Source organism: Glutamicibacter protophormiae (assembly GCF_014647495.1).
GTDB lineage: Bacteria > Actinomycetota > Actinomycetes > Actinomycetales > Micrococcaceae > Glutamicibacter > Glutamicibacter protophormiae.
The window spans coordinates 393,322-408,807 of sequence record NZ_BMPH01000001.1; the positions used below are offsets into that span (position 1 = coordinate 393,322).

Sequence of the window (15,486 nt, forward strand, 5' to 3'; positions counted from 1 at the left end):
GGGCCGTTGCCAACCCTGAATCTAAATCATCTCTACGCCCAACACTAAGACTTCAAGTAAACTTGAGGTCAAGCAGGAGTGTGGTGATCATGGACACAAATGGCGGCGACGAGCTGTCGCACAAGATGCCGGGGCAGGAACTGCTGAGCATTGGCACGGTGAGCGAGCGAACCGGGGTTGCCCGCTCGGCCCTGCACTATTACGAAGACGTCGGACTCATTGCGTCGCTTCGATCGGCGGGTAATCAGCGCCGGTATCCGCGGCACATGCTGCGCAGGATCTCGCTGATTACGGTGGGCAGCAAGTTGGGTATTCCGCTGAACGACATCAAGCGCGCGCTGGAGCCGGTGCCAATGAACACCATGCCCTCCGAAGCCGACTGGCTGCGGGCAACGGCCGAATGGAAACGGGTCCTGGAGGCGCGCCGAAGGGCCATCGAGGAACTCGAAGACCGTTTGATGGGCTGCATCGGCTGCGGATGCCTTTCCATGCAGGCCTGTACCTTGCTGAACCCGGAGGACGCGCTGGCCCGCGAAGGCTCGGGTGCACGCCGCCTGGAAGCCGCCGATGACGAAGACTTGCGCGCGACCTGACCCTGCCCGCCGCCGTGCCGGCTACAGGGAGTCTTCCGGCAGCCTGACCATACCTTCCTGCGCCACCGTTGCCACCAGGGTTCCCTCGCGGTCGTAGAACTGTCCGGTCCCCAGACCGCGGGCCGATGAAGCCGAGGGCGAATGCAGCACGTACAGCAGCCATTCATCGGCGCGGAAGTCCCGGTGCCACCACATGGCATGGTCCAGGCTCGCGACGCTCAAACCGGGGTGGACCCAGGTCTTGCCGTGGGCTCGTAGTACCGGTTCCAGCAGCATGTAGTCGCTGGCGTAGGCCAAGGCGGCACGATGCAGCGCCGGGTCGTCGGGAAGCTTGGCCGTGGTGCGCAACCAGACAACGGCCTCGGGGGACTTTTCGAACTTGTGCGGAAGATAGATGGCGTCGGTGACATGCCGGACATCGAATGGTCTTTGATAAGCCCACTCCCGCGCGACGGGGTGGTCGATGTGCCCGATGAGCTCGGCCGTGGTCGGCAGCGTCTCGGGGTCCGGAGCCGAGATCGGCAGCGGATCATGGTGCTCGATGCCCTGCGCCGGTTCCTGGAACGAGGTGATCATCGACAGGATCGGCTCGCCGTTCTGGTAGGCGTGCACGCGCCGGGCCGAAAAGGATCGTCCGTCGCGCAGGCGCTGGACGCCGAAAGTGATGTTCTGGTTGGGATCTCCGGGTCGCAGGAAATAGCCATGGAGGGAATGCACGGCGCGGCTTGGTTCAACCGTGCGCGTTGCCGCGACGACGGACTGGGCGAGCACCTGGCCGCCAAAGACACGCCCGAAGGTGTGCGACGGGGTGTGGCCTACGAAGATATCCTCATCGGTTCGCGCATGGTCATCGCCATCCAAATTGAGCAGATCCAGCAGCATTTGTGTTGTGCCTAGTTCTTCGGACACGTTCTCGACTCCTTCAGGTCCATGATGTGAACGAAGGGCAACGTCGTGTACCCCTAAGTAACATGACGTCTTCTATTCACAGTCTCATCGTCCAACTATACGTTTCAAGGCAGTTCATGACGCCATTAGCGGAAGCAGGGAATGGCAGAACCTGAGTCGTGAGACGATGAATGCATGGCAAGCAGCGCTTTAGTTTTTGACGACAATACCTCCGTCACGGATCTGGCGAACTTCATCAGCCGGGCCAAAACCGTGGAAGACGATGCGGCGCTGCTCATGGCACGGGGTACCGCCCTGGCAGTCTACGTCCCGGTGCTGGTACCGGTGGACCTGGGCCAGGGGGAATACACCATCCTGGCCATGCGGGTGCACCGGCTGGCCCAGCCGGCGGAACTGACCCGCAGCTACTCCCTGGCATCGATGCAGGACCGTCTGGCCCGCATGGCGGACGGCTCGGTCGAGTTCTCGCTTCCACCGGTTGAAGAGAACCCTCGATGGGCCGGGATCTCGGTGCCGGTCTCGGGGTGGACCGACAGCGGAACCATCGCCGATGACGCGCTGCGCACCGCGGCCCAATCGGGCATTGATGCCGTGGCCAAGGCCTTGCCTGAGAATCCCGGAAAGCCCGTAGTGGCTCAGATCCGCCAGCGGATCTGGTCATCGCCGATTCTTGCCAGCGAGCACGAGCTGCCCATGGGAGCGGCCTTCGCGATGCAGGCCCTGGGATTCCTCGTACTTGGCGGTGAAAGCCGGATCTTCCGCAACGGGGGCTGGGTGCGGATCAGCAACGGGCGCGGGCACGTGGTGCTGCGCCGGTCGTCGCTGCTGGGCTAACCGGCTGCAGCAGGCACTAAACGAAAGATGGGCTGGAACTCCCGGGGGAGTTCCAGCCCATCCATGTTCTGCGGCAGGTTACATGGTGTCCGGGGTGTTCTGCAGCGAGTGCGCCGCGCGATCGAAGTAGTCGCGCAGCGTCTCGGCTTGGAGCATCGGAAGCTCCAGCTGGTCGATGGCCTTGTTCATGTGCCCCAGCCAGACATCGCGGTAATGCGAGTTGATCGGGTAGTTGTGGTGGCGCATGCGAAGGCGCGGATGGCCGCGGTGCTCGGAGAAGGTTGTGGGCCCGCCCCAGTACTGTTCAAGGAACAATTGCAGGCGCACCTGGGCCGGATGCAGGTCTTCCTCCGGGTACATCCGTCGGAAATCTTCATCCTCGGCCACGGAGGCGTAGAAGTTCTTGGTCAGCTGGGAGAACACCGGCCGGCCGCCGACCTCCTCGTAGAACGTTCCGGCGTACTGCGATGCATCGACCGGCTCCTGCGCCAAGTCGAGGAATTCCTGCGATGATTTTCCCATCACCAAGGGGTTGCTCATGGGGTCGCGCCGGACGGCCTGCGGAAGAAACTGTGGTTCGCTCATTGGCTAGATCCTTGGGTATCTGTCGGTTGGAAGGGGACTGGCTCATGCAGGACCGGGAAATTCACGGATCGTGCGATGAAGCAGACCTTGTTGGCCTCGCGGTGCAGCGAATCGGCCAATTCCCGCTGGGACTCGTCGGCGAGTTCCACCCGGGGATGCAGCACCACCTGCGTGAACTCGCCGCTGTTATCGCGGTTCAGGCGCAGAGTTCCCGTGGACTCATCGCTGTAGCCCGTGACAACAACTCCGTGCGTCACCGCCACATGCAGGTAGGAGAGCATATGGCACTGAGCCAGCGCCGCCAGCAGCAGCTGCTCCGGATTCCACCGGTCCTTGTCGCCGTGGAATGTCGGGTCGGCGGTGCCGGGAAGATCGGGCAGGCCCGGCGCCCGGACAATGTGGTCGCGGCCGTAGCTGCGGTATCCCTGGGTTCCGGCGCCGCGGTTCCCGGTCCAGTCGATGCCCACCCGGTATTGGTGCTGCGAGAGGTCCATGACCCTATTCTCCCACCCTTTAAACGAACGGTGGTGTGCCATCACGCACACGGCGCGTGGCACACCACGGGTTCGCTGCCGGTCAGGCTTATTAGGCCTGCGCGTCAGCCGCGCGGGCGGCCAAGGCGCGCACCACGTCCGCCTTGGACTCCACCAGCAGCCGGCGCATGGCCGGATGCTTCTCGCCGAGCGAGGACAGGAAGCCGTCGGTGGCCTCCAACGTCTGCTCGGAGACGTTCGAGCCCGGGTAGAAGCCCAGTACGATCTGCTTGGCCATTTCGTGGGAGAAGGACTCCCACGTGTTGACCAGCAGGCCGAAGTACTGCTCCGAATAGCCGGAGAGCAGTTCGGAGTCATGAGTGGTGTTGAAGCCGGCGATGACCGCGCTCTGCTGGTCGTTGGACAGGTTTGCGCTGGTCGCCGCGGCGAACGCGGCGGCCTTGGCTTCGGCCGTAGGGCGCGCGGCGCGGGCGGTGTGCCAGGAGGCCTTGCCCTTGGCGGTGTCGTCGTCGGCAAGCACCGCGTCCAGCGCGGCGTCGTCCATGCGGCCGCCGGCGGACAGTGCGATGGCCAGGGCCCAGCGCAAATCGGTGTCCACGGCAAGCCCGTCGAGCACGGTGGAGCCGTCGAACAGCGACTGCACGGTATCCAGCTGCGCGTCCGTGCGCGAGCGGTGGGCGAAAGCCTTGGTGAACTGCAGCTGCGCATCGGATCCGGCGTCGGCTTCCGAGGCCAGCTCCCACAGCCGGTCGGCGGCGTGGACGCCCAGCTCCTTGCTGTGCTCGGCGGCCACGAAGGAATCCAGCGAGGTGTTCAGCTGGCGCAGCAGCACCATGATCACGGTCGAGTCGACCTCGTGCCCGATGTTGTTCAGCAGCAGCTGGACATAGGTGCGCGCCGGGGACTCAGCCTCGCGGACCGCGTCCCAGGCCGCGGACCAGACCAGCGTGCGGGGCAGGGACTGCGCGAAGTCCTTCAGATGCTCGGTGGCGGTGGCCAGCGAACGCTCGTCCAGGCGGATCTTGGTGTAGGTCAGATCGTCGTCGTTCAGCAGCACCAGGTCCGGGCGCTGCAGGCCGACCAGCGCCGGCACCTCGGTGAACTCGCCGTCGATGTCCAGCTCCTCGCGGTGCACACGCTGCAGCTTGCCGTCGGCATCCAGCGAGTAGAAGCCCACGGCCAAGCGGTGCTGTCGCAGGGTCGGGTAGTCCGCGGCGGCGCTCTGGCGGATGCCGAAGGCGGTGATGGCGCCGTGCTCGTCCTCGGAAATCTGCGCGGTCAGGGTGTTCACGCCGGCGGTTTCCAGCCAGGACTCGCCCCAGTGGCTCAGGTCGCGGCCGCTGGCCGCTTCCAGTTCGCGCAGCAGGTCGGGCAGCTCGGTATTGCCCCAGGCATGCTTGGTGAAGTATTCGCGCACCCCGGCCATGAATTCTTCCTGGCCGACGAAAGCCACCAGCTGGCGGAGCACCGAGGCGCCCTTGGCGTAGGTGATGCCGTCGAAATTGACCTCGACGTCCTCCAGGTCGTTGATCGGGGCGACGATCGGGTGGGTGGAAGGCAGCTGGTCCTGGCGGTAGGCCCAGTTCTTCTCCAGCGTATTGAAGGTCGTCCAGGCGCTGGTGAACTCCGTGTTCTGCGCCGCGGCCAGGGTGGACATGAACTCCGCGAAGGACTCATTCAGCCAGAGGTCGTTCCACCACTTCATGGTGACCAGGTCGCCGAACCACATATGGGCCAGCTCGTGCAGGATGGTGATGGCGCGTCGCTCCACCATGGCGCCGGTGGGCCGGGAGCGGAAGACGTACTCTTCCAGGAAGGTCACCGCACCTGCGTTCTCCATGGCCCCGGCATTGAATTCCGGCACGAACAACTGGTCGTACTTCTCAAACGGGTACGGGGTGCCGAAGTTCTTCTCGTAGAACTCGAAGCCCTGGCGGGTGATGGTCACGATGTTCTCGACATCCAGGTACTGCATCAGCGAGGCGCGGGCGAACACTCCCAGCTCCACGGTGCGCCCGCTGGAGGAGACCAGCGAGTCGCGGGCCACCTGGTAGGGGCCGGCGATCAACGCGGTGATGTAGCAGGAGATGCGCTGGGTTGGCGCGAAATCCCAGGTGGCGGACTCGCCGTCTTCCGTCGGCTGCGGGGTGGGGGCGTTGGAGACGACGTTCCAATATTTCGGCGCCGTCACCGCGAACTGGAAGGTGGCCTTCATGTCCGGCTGCTCGAAGACGGCGAACATGCGGCGGCAGTCGGCGACCTCGAACTGGGTGTAGAGGTAGACCTCCTGGTCCACCGGGTCCACGAAGCGGTGCAGGCCTTCGCCGGTGTTCATGTACAGCGCATCGGCGTCGATCACCAGGACATTCTCGGCGGCCAGGTTCGGCAGCTGGATCCGGATGCCGTCGGACACCTCGGCGGGATCCAGCTCGATGCCGTTCAGCTTCACCGAGCGCACCGTGTCGGTCACGGCGTCGATGAAGCTCGCGGCTCCCGGGGGCGCGGTGAATCGCACGGTGGTCTGCGAGGTGAACACGCGCTCGCCGCGGGTCAGGTCGAGATTCACCTCATAGGACTCGACATTGATCAAACTGGCGCGTTCGGCGGCCTCGGCGCGCGTGAGGTTCATTCCTGGCATGGGGGTCTCCAATTCCTCGTGAGGCGTCACCTCACCCGAAGTTCTGAAATGGATATTGAATATCTATTCCTATTGTGGCACCCGCCACCGCCACCATGGCAACCCCCGGCCGGGAGAATCCTTATATTTCGCGTATTTTTTTCGCGTCACGAATTTCGCCGGTCCGAATCGCGTCCCGACTTCATACTATTGCCCGGCGGGTGACGCAATGCCCATGGTGCGCGCGTTGGTCGCTAAGCTAGAAGCGACAGCAACAACCGTCCCCAATGAATGAGGCTCCACACGATGCGCGTGCATATCGCCACCGACCATGCCGGTCTTGAACTCAGCGACTACTTGGTCAAGCACCTGACCGCCAAGGGCTACGAGATGGTCAACCATGGACCGAAGGCCTATGACGCGGAAGACGACTACCCGGCATTCTGCATCAACGCGGCCAAGGCCGTTGTGGCAGACCAGCGTGCCGGCGTCGACGCGCTGGGCATCGTCCTGGGCGGCTCTGGCAACGGCGAGCAGATCGCCGCCAACAAGGTCGAAGGCATCCGTGCCGCACTGGCATGGAACCTGGACACCGCCAAGCTGGCCCGCGAGCACAATAACGCCAACGTGATCGCCGTGGGCGGCCGCCAGCACACCGTGGAGGAAGCCGCCGAACTGATCGAGGCGTTCCTGGCCGAGCCGTTCAGCGAAGCCGAACGCCATGTTCGCCGCATCGGCAAGATCGCGACCTATGAAACCACCGGCGAGGTCATCGACTAACCGTGCCCGAAGGACATTCCCTTCACCGCCTGGCCCGCCAATTCGACGACGTTTTCGGCGGCCAGACGGTCAACGTTTCTTCCCCGCAGGGCCGCTTCGCGGTGGACGCGCAGCGCATCGACGGGTGCCGGCTGGAGTATGCATTCGCCAAGGGCAAGCAGCTGTTCTGCCTTTTCTCCAACGATCTGTACCTGCGGGTGCATCTGGGGCTATACGGCGCCTTCAGCTTCGGTGGAGACAGCTACTTCACCGGTGCGTCATCCATCGGAGCCCCGCGGAAGATCGGTGAACGCGAAACTTCTGCGCCGCAGGAGGCGGGGGAGTATGCCGGTCCACCAGCCCCGGTGGGCGCGGTGCGTGCCCGCATCGTCTCCGAGCATGGCTGGGCCGATCTGCGCGGCCCGACTGCCTGCGAGGTGCTGGACCACGAGCAGGTGCAGATCCAGCTGGCCAAGCTTGGGCCGGACCCGCTGGTCGGCGCGGCCGTCCGGTTCCGGGCCGCCAAGGGGCAGGCGGATCCCGCCGAGGCGGACGCCCGGCTGGATGAGGCCTACACGCTGTTCAGCGCCAACCTGCTGCGCACCAAATCGCCGATCGGCATCGTGCTGATGAACCAGCAACTCATCAGCGGCGTGGGAAATATCTACCGCGCCGAGGCGCTGTTCCGCAATCGGATTTCTCCCGACCTTCCTGCCAATGAGCTTTCGACACGCACCGCCAGGAAACTGTGGAACGACATCGTGGAGACCATGGAAGACGGGGTGCGTGACGGAAGAATCATCACGACGCATCCCGAAGACCGCGATCCCGAGGGATTGCTGTGGCCGGACAATGCCTACTACGTTTACCAGCGCCAGGGGATGGGGTGCCGGAAATGCAACGCGAAGATCTCCCTCGCGGAGGTCGCCGCAAGGAAGTTGTATTGGTGCCCTAAATGCCAGCGCCTGCCGCGCAAGCGCGGCGGCAATTAGGATTCTTAAGCGCCGGGAATTCGGAATTATCGGATCAAATTCGGATTTCCGGCGTGTTCTGTCTCGTCTGCACCGAACTCGGTGCTAGTGAATGGATCCCAAGTCGGATAGTGGTTTCCCGATTTGCAATGCCCAAGTTTCATGGTCTAGACTAGAACTTGTTCGAAGCGATGCAGCTTCGGAATGGGGATGTAGCTTAATGGTAAAGCCTTAGTCTTCCAAACTAATGACGCGAGTTCGATTCTCGTCATCCCCTCCAGAAAAAGACCTCACCTCGGTGAGGTCTTTTGCGTTCCCCGCGGTTCGCCAGGGCCTGGACAAGACCTGCGCGGTGCTGCGTGGTGGACCGCCAGCTTTTCATAGGTTTTCTCCGCAATACTGGAGCAACGGCCAATCTGACCAACGGCGTTAAACGTACCGGAGCATGGTTCGTAGCCGACCTTCAGGTTCGACCGGAGCACCCCAGCTGACGGATGAATCTCCCAAGCCCCGTCAGGTTGGGCCACGGCGCCGGTACCTTGCAGCGGCGCCCCCCAAGGGCCCCGGTTTCCCCCAACCGGGGCTCTTGCCTTGTTCTTGCCCCGGGAATAGACCAAATGACCGCATGCCAAGGTTTCCCAAGGGTGCTCCGCGCACGCTGTGCTGGATCATTCCCAACACTCTAGGTGCTTGGGCCATGAGACTTGTGCAGCCCCCGGTGGCAGCGCGGCGCGTCTACTCCAACGCATCGACGTTCCGGCGTCGCGCAGCATGGATCCTGTCGACGAGCCTCGGTTGCATGTGGTGCCGATGATTTTTCAGGGACCGCCGGACATTTGTGTGGCAGGTGGTCATTACTAAATGGGGGCTCTGAAGATGTCGTGCTCAAACGCATGGTGCCGTTGGCGGCCAGGGAGTCTCTATCAGGGACTCACTGCTTGATGTGGATGGGTGGCGCGTGGACGAACCGGGCAGCGACGCCAGCATTATCGACGGGATCTGGTCCGGCCCGGTTGCCATTCCGGAGGGCGCGGTCTTCGTGCTCGGCGACAACAGGGCTGCATCCATTGACTCCCGGGGCTCCGGACCCATCGCGCGGGATGAAGTTCGGGGCAAGGTGCTGTTGAGCCTGGGGACCCTGAGCCGCGACTTTTCTGCCGCCGCGGCATCGGAGCGGCCCCTGCCATTCAGTTCGGTGCACCGACAACTCCGCGATCGACCGGCCGCGGAGGGCGTTCACGGGGCGCCCGAGATTCAAGAGTGGTGCTCGGAACTCATGCCCGGGCGCAGCGGCGCCGGGCCGACCAGCACCAGTTCGATGGATTTGTCCGGAATCTCGAACACCAAGGTGGCCGGCAGGCTGTAGCCGGGCTTGATGACCATGTCCGCGGTGTTGGTCCACTAGACCGCGGAATCGAAGGGTGCGACGACGTGCACCGAGAATTCGGCGGCGGTGAATCGAGTGCCGTCTAACTCGAGGGTGGTAAACGCCACCAGCATGCGCACGCGTTGAAGTCCCGCGGGCAGGGCCGCCCTGAGCGCCGGCACCGCTGGAGGCTAGTGATCGAGCTCTAGGGGAATGAGTCCCTGGATGCGGGCAAGACCCCGGACACGGCGCCCATGGCTCCCAAAGGGGTCGCGGTGAGTTTCGGGGCGCTGATCAACTTGCCCACGCCGATTCCGGTCATGGCAAGCCCAAGCATTCCAATCGGGATCAACGCCAGCACCGCCCAGCGCGATGGACCTGAGGACTCCTGCGAAGGCCCGGAACCTTTCGGCTCCTGATCGATGGTTGTCGTTTCGAAAGTCATGATTCATGCTGTCCCTCCAACCCTGTCAAAAGCCTGGCTAACGCGTGAACACTCCGGGAGCCGCAGTTCAAATGGACTTCGCTAAAGCAATTCTCGAATTGCGGCGGCCCCCGCATTTGTTGTTATGCACCTCACGTCTGTGCTGAATACGGACGAAAGATCGGTAATATTCTCGGAAAATCCCCGGAAACACGGGGTTTCCCGGCGGTGACCGGAGAGGAACCCTGATTTTGCATTTGCGCTGAACCCGTGTATCTTTATTTCTTGTGGTCAGGCGCGGATAAAGAAATCCAAACCTGAATTCACAAAGAGTTGATTCAAGTGAAAAGCGATTTTCTCAGGAATTCAACGGGGTGTAGCTCAGCTTGGCTAGAGCGCGCGCTTTGGGAGCGTGAGGTCGCAGGTTCGAATCCTGTCACCCCGACTCATGAACCAGGGATTTCGGTCCGGAAGTACATGAAACTTGAGAGCTAAATATTATTTAGATCTTGTGATCTTCGGATACTAGTGAAATAGTCCGAACTGCATCACAGACGATTAGTGGATACGGTAAAACTTCGGTTAGACTGATCACTGCTAATCGGGGTGTAGCTCAGCTTGGCTAGAGCGCGCGCTTTGGGAGCGTGAGGTCGCAGGTTCGAATCCTGTCACCCCGACTCTGTCGAACAACCCCGCAACGCCACCATGTTGCGGGGTTTTTGCAGATTAGACCTAATTATTACGACTCAGGAGTGCAACGCTGTGAAGAGCGCCGTCGAAAACGTCAACCCGACCCGGGTTAAGCTGACCGTTGAAGTTCCTTACGAAGAGCTGAAGCCCCGCGTCGATGAGGCGTACAAGACTATCGCTCAGCAGATCCAGATCCCTGGCTTCCGCAAGGGCAAGGTCCCTTCCCGCCTGATCGATCAGCGCGTTGGCCGCGGCTACGTGATCGAGACCGCTGTGAACGAGGGTCTGAACGAGTACTACCAGGCCGCCATGGTCGAGAACGAGCTCACCCCGCTGTCGCGCCCAGAGGTCGACATCACCGAGCTGCCTTCCATCGAGAAGGAAGGCGAGGGCCAGCTGGTCTTCACCCTGGAAGTTGACATCCGCCCGAACGTCGAGCTGCCTGACTACAAGGGCATCGAGGTTTCCGTCGAAGCCAAGGAAGTTTCCGACGAGGACATCGAGAAGGCCCTCGACGACCTGCGCGGCCGCTTCGGCACCCTGAAGGACGTCGAAGCTCCAGCAGCTGCTGATTCGTTCGTCACCATCGACCTGACCGCTTCGGTCGAGGGCGAAGAGGTCGACTCGGCCCAGGGCCTGTCCTACCAGATCGGCTCGGGCAACATGCTCGAGGGCATGGACGAGGCCATCACCGGCCTGTCCGCTGGCGAAGACGCAACCTTCGAAACCGAGCTGGCTGGCGGCGAGTACGCCGGCAAGCCTGCCACCGTCAAGGTTGTCGTGACCGCAGTGAAGCAGCGCGAGCTGCCAGAGGCCAACGACGACTTCGCACAGCTGGCTTCCGAGTTCGACACCATCGTTGAACTGCGCGAAGACCTGGGCAAGTCCGCCGCCGAAGGCAAGATCGTCGAGCAGGGCGTCGAGGCCCGCGAGCTGGTCCTGGACAAGCTGCTGGAACTGGTCGAGGTTCCAGTGCCTGAATCGGTCATCAACGAGCAGATCGAGCAGCACTTCGATCAGCCGAACGCCGAGGACGACCACGACACCGAAGAGCACCGCGCAGAAGTTCGCGAGAACACCGAGCGTGCCTTCAAGAACGAAATCATCCTGGACGCAGTGGCCAACGCCGAAGAGGTTGGCGTCGAGCAGTCCGAGCTGATCGACTACATCGTGCAGACCGCCGGCCAGTACGGCATGGAGCCAAACCAGTTCGCGCAGATGCTGGACGGCGCCGGCCAGGTTCCGATGCTGCTGGGCGAGGTACGCCGCCGCAAGGCCCTGGCAAAGGTCCTGGAGTACGCAAAGGTCACCGACTCCAACGGTGCCGCCGTGGACCTGAGCTCCTTCGTCAAGCCAGCTGGCGAAGACGAGGCAGTTGAGGCCGAGGCCGAGGCAACCGAAGCCAAGTAGCCTTCACCCGAATCATTGATGGCCGTCCGCCAGCATGTGCAAACACGCTGGTTGACGGCCATTTTTGTTCGCTTCCGGCGTGCAGCATGCGCCGTGAGCGAAACAGGGGCATGAAACGCCCCATCAAGGACTTGAAGTAAGTAATCTGCAAGTAAACCAGTTGCAGCTTTGGGATTCGGACTTTGGATTCCAGAATCTGATCTACACGTTTGGAAGAGGTAGAGAACATGTCAAATGATTCGCGCACTCCCGCCATGGCCACCGTTGACCCGGCCGGCCGTGAGGATTACATCTACAACCGCCTCCTCAAGGAGCGCATCATCTGGCTGGGCTCCGAGGTCCGCGACGACAATGCGAACGCCATCTGCTCGCAGCTGCTGCTGCTCTCCGCAGAGGACCCTGAGAAGGACATCTACCTGTACATCAACTCGCCGGGCGGTTCGATCACCGCAGGCATGGCGATCTACGACACCATGCAGTACATCCCGAACGACGTGGTGACCGTGGCCACCGGCCTGGCAGCCTCCATGGGGCAGTTCCTGCTGTCCTCCGGAACCCCGGGCAAGCGCTTCGCCACCCCGAATGCCCGCATCCTGATGCACCAGCCATCGGGCGGCATCGGCGGCACGGCCTCGGACATCAAGATCCAGGCCGAGCTGATCATGCACATGAAGAAGGTCATGAGCGAGCTGACTGCCGAGCAGACCGGCCAGACCGTGGAGCAGATCCTCATCGACAACCAGCGCGACAAGTGGTTCACCGCAGAAGACGGCCTGGCCTACGGCTTCTTCGACAAGATCGCCAAGCACGCCGGCTCCGTCACCGGTGGCGGCGGAGTCGAATCCTAAGCGCCGCACCCACCTGCTTGAATCACACAGATTTGTCCTAGGAGAACACCATGCACTTCAATCCTGAAGCCACCAGCGGCCAGATGCCTTCGGCCCGCTACATCCTGCCGCAGTTCGAGGAGCGTACCCCGTACGGCTTCAAACGCCAGGACCCTTACGCCAAGCTGTTCGAAGACCGCATCATCTTCCTCGGCGCCCAGGTCGATGACGCCTCCGCGGATGACGTGATGGCCCAGCTGCTCGTCCTGGAATCGATGGACCCGGAGCGCGATGTCACCTTGTACATCAACTCCCCGGGCGGTTCGTTCACCGCGATGACCGCGATCTACGACACCATCCAGTTCATCCGCCCAGAGGTGCAGACCGTATGCCTCGGCCAGGCCGCCTCGGCCGCGGCCGTGCTGCTGGCCGCCGGCACCCCCGGCAAGCGCCTGGCGCTGCCGAACGCCCGCGTGCTCATCCACCAGCCTGCCATGGGCGGGGGCGAACGAGGCACCGCGACGGACCTGCAGATCCAGGCCGAAGAGGTCATGCGCATGCGCGCCTGGCTGGAGACCACCATCGCAGCGCATTCGGGCCAGACCGTGGAGAAGGTTCGCGACGACGTCGAGCGCGACCTGTTCATGACGGCAGCCGAGGCGAAGGAATACGGCATCGTGGACGAGGTCCTGACCCCGCGCAAGATCAACCGCGCGGTGCTGGGGCACTAGACCGATCCGGGAATAATTGCTGAATACTGGCGGTTTACCTGAAATGTGGCTTTCGGTTGAAAGTGACTCATGACGGGTAAGCCGCCTTGTTCAGCTATTTTGGGGACTACCTGGCCTAGAATTGGGTAAGTCCACAGCTACTGAAGGCAAATGGGAGAATGGTGCGATGGGACGTATGAGCGAGGGCTCGGACCTGCTGAAGTGCTCTTTCTGCGGAAAGAGCCAAAAACAGGTTAAGAAGCTGATTGCCGGCCACGGCGTCTACATCTGCACCGAGTGCATTGAGCTGTGCAATGAGATCATTGCCGAGGAATTTGCCGAAGAGCAAGTCAATGAGGAATTCTCGCTGCCCAAGCCGCGTGAGATCTTCGATTCCCTGCAGGAATACGTGATCGGCCAGGAGAACGCCAAGCGCGCCCTGTCCGTCGCCGTGTACAACCACTACAAGCGCATCCACGGCAACCAGGAACACGCACCGGTTGCCGCCCTGACCAATGACGACCCGCTCGGCGACGTCGAGGTGTCGAAGTCCAACATCATGCTCATCGGCCCCACCGGCTGCGGCAAGACCTACCTCGCCCAGTCGCTGGCCAAGAAGCTGAACGTGCCCTTCGCCGTCGCCGACGCCACCAGCCTGACCGAAGCCGGATATGTCGGCGAGGACGTCGAGAACATCCTGCTCAAGCTCATCCAGGCCGCGGACTACGACGTGAAGAAGGCCGAAACCGGGATCATTTACATTGATGAAATCGACAAGATCTCGCGCAAGAGCGAGAACCCGTCGATCACCCGCGATGTCTCCGGCGAAGGCGTGCAGCAGGCGCTGCTGAAAATCCTGGAGGGCACCGTCGCAGCGGTCCCGCCGCAGGGCGGACGCAAGCACCCGCACCAGGACTTCCTGCAGCTGGACACCACCAACATCCTGTTCATCGTCGCCGGCGCCTTCGCCGGCTTGGAAGAGATCATCTCCTCCCGCGCCGGCCGCAAGGGCATCGGCTTCGGCGCCCCGTTGACCGCGCTGAAGTCCGAGGTTGCCTCGTACTCCGACGTGCGCCCGGAAGACCTGCTGAAGTTCGGCCTGATTCCCGAGTTCATCGGACGGCTGCCGGTGATCACCACCGTGGAGCACCTGGACCGCGATGCGCTGGTGCGTGTGCTGACCGAGCCGCGCAACGCGCTGGTCAAGCAGTACCAGAAGATGTTCCAGATGGACGGCGTGCAGCTGAGCTTCGAGCAGCCGGCGCTGGACGCCATCGCCGAGTTGGCCATTGAACGCGAAACCGGCGCCCGCGGCCTGCGCGCCATCCTGGAAGAAACCCTGGCCGGCATCATGTTCGAGCTGCCAAGCCGTGAGGATGTCGCCGAGGTTGTCGTGACCCGGGAAACCGTCATGGACGGCGCCGAACCGACCCTGCTGTCGCACGCAGTGGTGGCCAAGCGGAACAAGAAGTCCGCATAGTTCAGCTCATCATCAGCCTGCCGGGTTCCGGCGGGAGACCCTAGGAAAGTTGGTAGTTCATGGCTTCGCGTCAGCATGTCGATTTCTGGTTTGACCCTATTTGCCCGTTCGCCTGGGCGACGAGCCGCTGGATCAAGGAAGTCGAGAAGGTCCGCGATATCGAGGTTTCCTGGAACGTCATGAGCCTGTCGGTGCTGAACGAAGGCCGCGACCTGCCCGCCGACTACCGTGCGAAGATGGACGATTCCTGGGGCCCGGTCCGGGTCATCATCAAGGCGGCGCAGGACCACGGCGACCAGGTCAAGGACCAGCTCTACACCGCCATGGGGGAGCTTTTCCACCAGGAGAAGCTGACCGACCGCGACGAAGTGATCGAGAAGGCGCTGCAGAAGACCGGACTGCCGGCCGAGCTCGCCGCCGCGGCCCACACCGACGCGAACGACGACGCGCTGCGCGCAAGCCATGACGTCGGCATCGGCAAGGTCGGCCAGGACGTCGGAACCCCGATCGTCGCAGTCGACGGGGTGGCCTTCTTCGGACCGGTGATCACCCGCATCCCCAAGGGCGAAGAAGCAGGCAAGATGTTCGACGCCGCAGCCGCGCTGGCAGCCTTCCCGCACTTCTTCGAGCTCAAGCGCTCGCGCACCGAAAGCCCGGAATTCGACTAGTCAGTTCGCCGCCACAGGGACGTTCCGCTCCGGAACGTCCCTGTGGTGTTTTAAGCCGCAGGCGCACCAAGCACATGGGGACGGCCCGTCCGGCGAGCATCGGCGATTGCTAAGCTGTAGCCAGGGCCAATTCGATGGCCCCCAGGAAG

Annotated in this window: 16 protein-coding genes, 3 tRNA genes and 1 pseudogene; 13 read left to right on the forward strand and 7 right to left on the reverse strand. The window is 62.7% G+C overall.

What is annotated here, in order from left to right; genetic code table 11:
• The first annotated feature begins 89 nt into the window (after positions 1-89).
• The gene (gene soxR / locus IEY43_RS01835) at positions 90-593 is read left to right on the forward strand and encodes a redox-sensitive transcriptional activator SoxR (RefSeq protein ID WP_188946863.1); all 504 of its coding nucleotides are present in this window, start codon (positions 90-92) and stop codon (positions 591-593) included.
• A 21-nt stretch (positions 594-614) separates the two neighbouring features.
• On the opposite strand, the gene IEY43_RS01840 is transcribed toward soxR, so the two are convergent.
• Positions 615-1,502: an acyl-CoA thioesterase gene (locus IEY43_RS01840; RefSeq protein WP_229777219.1), complete on the reverse strand. Its 888-nt coding sequence runs from the start codon at positions 1,500-1,502 to the stop codon at positions 615-617.
• A 174-nt stretch (positions 1,503-1,676) separates the two neighbouring features.
• Here IEY43_RS01840 and IEY43_RS01845 point away from each other — a divergent pair, with 174 nt between their 5' ends.
• Entirely contained in the window at positions 1,677-2,336 is a 660-nt protein-coding gene (locus IEY43_RS01845) for a DUF8185 domain-containing protein (RefSeq protein ID WP_188946864.1), read from the forward strand.
• Between the two features lie 78 nt (positions 2,337-2,414).
• Here the strand turns inward: IEY43_RS01845 and IEY43_RS01850 are convergent, their stop codons facing one another.
• From IEY43_RS01850 to pepN, 3 genes are all read right to left on the reverse strand, one after another.
• Positions 2,415-2,921: a globin gene (locus tag IEY43_RS01850; RefSeq protein WP_229777220.1), complete on the reverse strand. Its 507-nt coding sequence runs from the start codon at positions 2,919-2,921 to the stop codon at positions 2,415-2,417.
• Complete coding sequence (locus IEY43_RS01855) at positions 2,918-3,415, reverse strand: OsmC family protein (RefSeq protein ID WP_188946865.1); 498 nt, start codon at positions 3,413-3,415, stop codon at positions 2,918-2,920. The genes IEY43_RS01850 and IEY43_RS01855 overlap by 4 nt, the downstream gene beginning before the upstream one ends.
• Positions 3,416-3,506: 91 nt before the next feature.
• A complete protein-coding gene (pepN, locus tag IEY43_RS01860) occupies positions 3,507-6,053 on the reverse strand; it encodes an aminopeptidase N (RefSeq protein ID WP_188946866.1) in 2,547 nt (848 codons plus the stop codon).
• Positions 6,054-6,338: 285 nt separating this feature from the next.
• Here pepN and IEY43_RS01865 point away from each other — a divergent pair, with 285 nt between their 5' ends.
• The 4 genes and pseudogenes from IEY43_RS01865 to IEY43_RS18305 all read left to right on the forward strand — a co-directional run.
• Entirely contained in the window at positions 6,339-6,812 is a 474-nt protein-coding gene (locus IEY43_RS01865) for a ribose-5-phosphate isomerase (protein ID WP_188946867.1), read from the forward strand.
• A gap of 2 nt (positions 6,813-6,814) precedes the next feature.
• Positions 6,815-7,783, forward strand: coding sequence for an Fpg/Nei family DNA glycosylase (locus IEY43_RS01870; protein ID WP_188946868.1), 969 nt, complete (start codon positions 6,815-6,817; stop codon positions 7,781-7,783).
• Positions 7,784-7,968: 185 nt separating this feature from the next.
• Positions 7,969-8,042: transfer RNA gene (locus IEY43_RS01875), tRNA-Gly, on the forward strand.
• A 630-nt stretch (positions 8,043-8,672) separates the two neighbouring features.
• Positions 8,673-8,873: pseudogene (locus IEY43_RS18305) on the forward strand (S26 family signal peptidase); the annotation flags it as partial.
• Positions 8,874-9,016: 143 nt separating this feature from the next.
• Here the strand turns inward: IEY43_RS18305 and IEY43_RS18310 are convergent.
• The 3 genes from IEY43_RS18310 to IEY43_RS01890 are packed head-to-tail and all read right to left on the reverse strand — an operon-like array spanning position 9,017 to position 9,573.
• Complete coding sequence (locus IEY43_RS18310) at positions 9,017-9,145, reverse strand: hypothetical protein (RefSeq protein WP_268240049.1); 129 nt, start codon at positions 9,143-9,145, stop codon at positions 9,017-9,019.
• Between the two features lie 18 nt (positions 9,146-9,163).
• A complete protein-coding gene (locus IEY43_RS01885; protein ID WP_188946869.1) occupies positions 9,164-9,310 on the reverse strand; it encodes a hypothetical protein in 147 nt (48 codons plus the stop codon).
• Between the two features lie 23 nt (positions 9,311-9,333).
• The gene (locus IEY43_RS01890) at positions 9,334-9,573 is read right to left on the reverse strand and encodes a hypothetical protein (protein ID WP_188946870.1); all 240 of its coding nucleotides are present in this window, start codon (positions 9,571-9,573) and stop codon (positions 9,334-9,336) included.
• Positions 9,574-9,922: 349 nt separating this feature from the next.
• On the opposite strand from IEY43_RS01890, the gene IEY43_RS01895 reads away from it, so the two are divergent.
• The 7 genes from IEY43_RS01895 to IEY43_RS01925 all read left to right on the forward strand — a co-directional run bounded on the left by IEY43_RS01895 (position 9,923) and on the right by IEY43_RS01925 (position 15,337).
• A tRNA-Pro gene (locus IEY43_RS01895) sits at positions 9,923-9,997 on the forward strand.
• 157 nt (positions 9,998-10,154) lie between these two features.
• Positions 10,155-10,229, forward strand: a tRNA-Pro gene (locus IEY43_RS01900).
• A gap of 85 nt (positions 10,230-10,314) precedes the next feature.
• Positions 10,315-11,652 carry a trigger factor gene (gene tig / locus IEY43_RS01905; RefSeq protein ID WP_188946871.1) on the forward strand — a complete coding sequence of 446 codons (1,338 nt, stop codon included), beginning with the start codon at positions 10,315-10,317 and terminating at the stop codon, positions 11,650-11,652.
• A 254-nt stretch (positions 11,653-11,906) separates the two neighbouring features.
• On the forward strand, positions 11,907-12,500 hold the full coding sequence (locus tag IEY43_RS01910) for an ATP-dependent Clp protease proteolytic subunit (RefSeq protein ID WP_047120760.1): 594 nt from the start codon (positions 11,907-11,909) through the stop codon (positions 12,498-12,500).
• Between the two features lie 50 nt (positions 12,501-12,550).
• Positions 12,551-13,210, forward strand: a complete 660-nt coding sequence (locus IEY43_RS01915) for an ATP-dependent Clp protease proteolytic subunit (protein WP_188946872.1) — start codon at positions 12,551-12,553, stop codon at positions 13,208-13,210.
• Between the two features lie 166 nt (positions 13,211-13,376).
• Complete coding sequence (gene clpX, locus IEY43_RS01920) at positions 13,377-14,669, forward strand: ATP-dependent Clp protease ATP-binding subunit ClpX (protein ID WP_188946873.1); 1,293 nt, start codon at positions 13,377-13,379, stop codon at positions 14,667-14,669.
• A gap of 59 nt (positions 14,670-14,728) precedes the next feature.
• The gene (locus IEY43_RS01925; protein ID WP_188946874.1) at positions 14,729-15,337 is read left to right on the forward strand and encodes a mycothiol-dependent nitroreductase Rv2466c family protein; all 609 of its coding nucleotides are present in this window, start codon (positions 14,729-14,731) and stop codon (positions 15,335-15,337) included.
• Positions 15,338-15,486: the final 149 nt, after the last annotated feature.

What these genes read in the sequence shown, in the direction of transcription:
- IEY43_RS01855 (WP_188946865.1), bottom strand. Translation starts at nt 3,415, where the DNA reads ATGGACCTCTCGCAGCACCAATACCGGGTGGGCATCGACTGGACCGGG.
- IEY43_RS01915 (WP_188946872.1), top strand. Translation starts at nt 12,551, where the DNA reads ATGCACTTCAATCCTGAAGCCACCAGCGGCCAGATGCCTTCGGCCCGC.
- IEY43_RS18310 (WP_268240049.1), bottom strand. Translation starts at nt 9,145, where the DNA reads ATGGTCATCAAGCCCGGCTACAGCCTGCCGGCCACCTTGGTGTTCGAG.
- clpX (WP_188946873.1), top strand. Translation starts at nt 13,377, where the DNA reads ATGGGACGTATGAGCGAGGGCTCGGACCTGCTGAAGTGCTCTTTCTGC.
- IEY43_RS01910 (WP_047120760.1), top strand. Translation starts at nt 11,907, where the DNA reads ATGGCCACCGTTGACCCGGCCGGCCGTGAGGATTACATCTACAACCGC.
- pepN (WP_188946866.1), bottom strand. Translation starts at nt 6,053, where the DNA reads ATGCCAGGAATGAACCTCACGCGCGCCGAGGCCGCCGAACGCGCCAGT.
- IEY43_RS01865 (WP_188946867.1), top strand. Translation starts at nt 6,339, where the DNA reads ATGCGCGTGCATATCGCCACCGACCATGCCGGTCTTGAACTCAGCGAC.
- IEY43_RS01925 (WP_188946874.1), top strand. Translation starts at nt 14,729, where the DNA reads ATGGCTTCGCGTCAGCATGTCGATTTCTGGTTTGACCCTATTTGCCCG.
- IEY43_RS01850 (WP_229777220.1), bottom strand. Translation starts at nt 2,921, where the DNA reads ATGAGCGAACCACAGTTTCTTCCGCAGGCCGTCCGGCGCGACCCCATG.
- IEY43_RS01845 (WP_188946864.1), top strand. Translation starts at nt 1,677, where the DNA reads ATGGCAAGCAGCGCTTTAGTTTTTGACGACAATACCTCCGTCACGGAT.
- IEY43_RS01890 (WP_188946870.1), bottom strand. Translation starts at nt 9,573, where the DNA reads ATGACTTTCGAAACGACAACCATCGATCAGGAGCCGAAAGGTTCCGGG.
- soxR (WP_188946863.1), top strand. Translation starts at nt 90, where the DNA reads ATGGACACAAATGGCGGCGACGAGCTGTCGCACAAGATGCCGGGGCAG.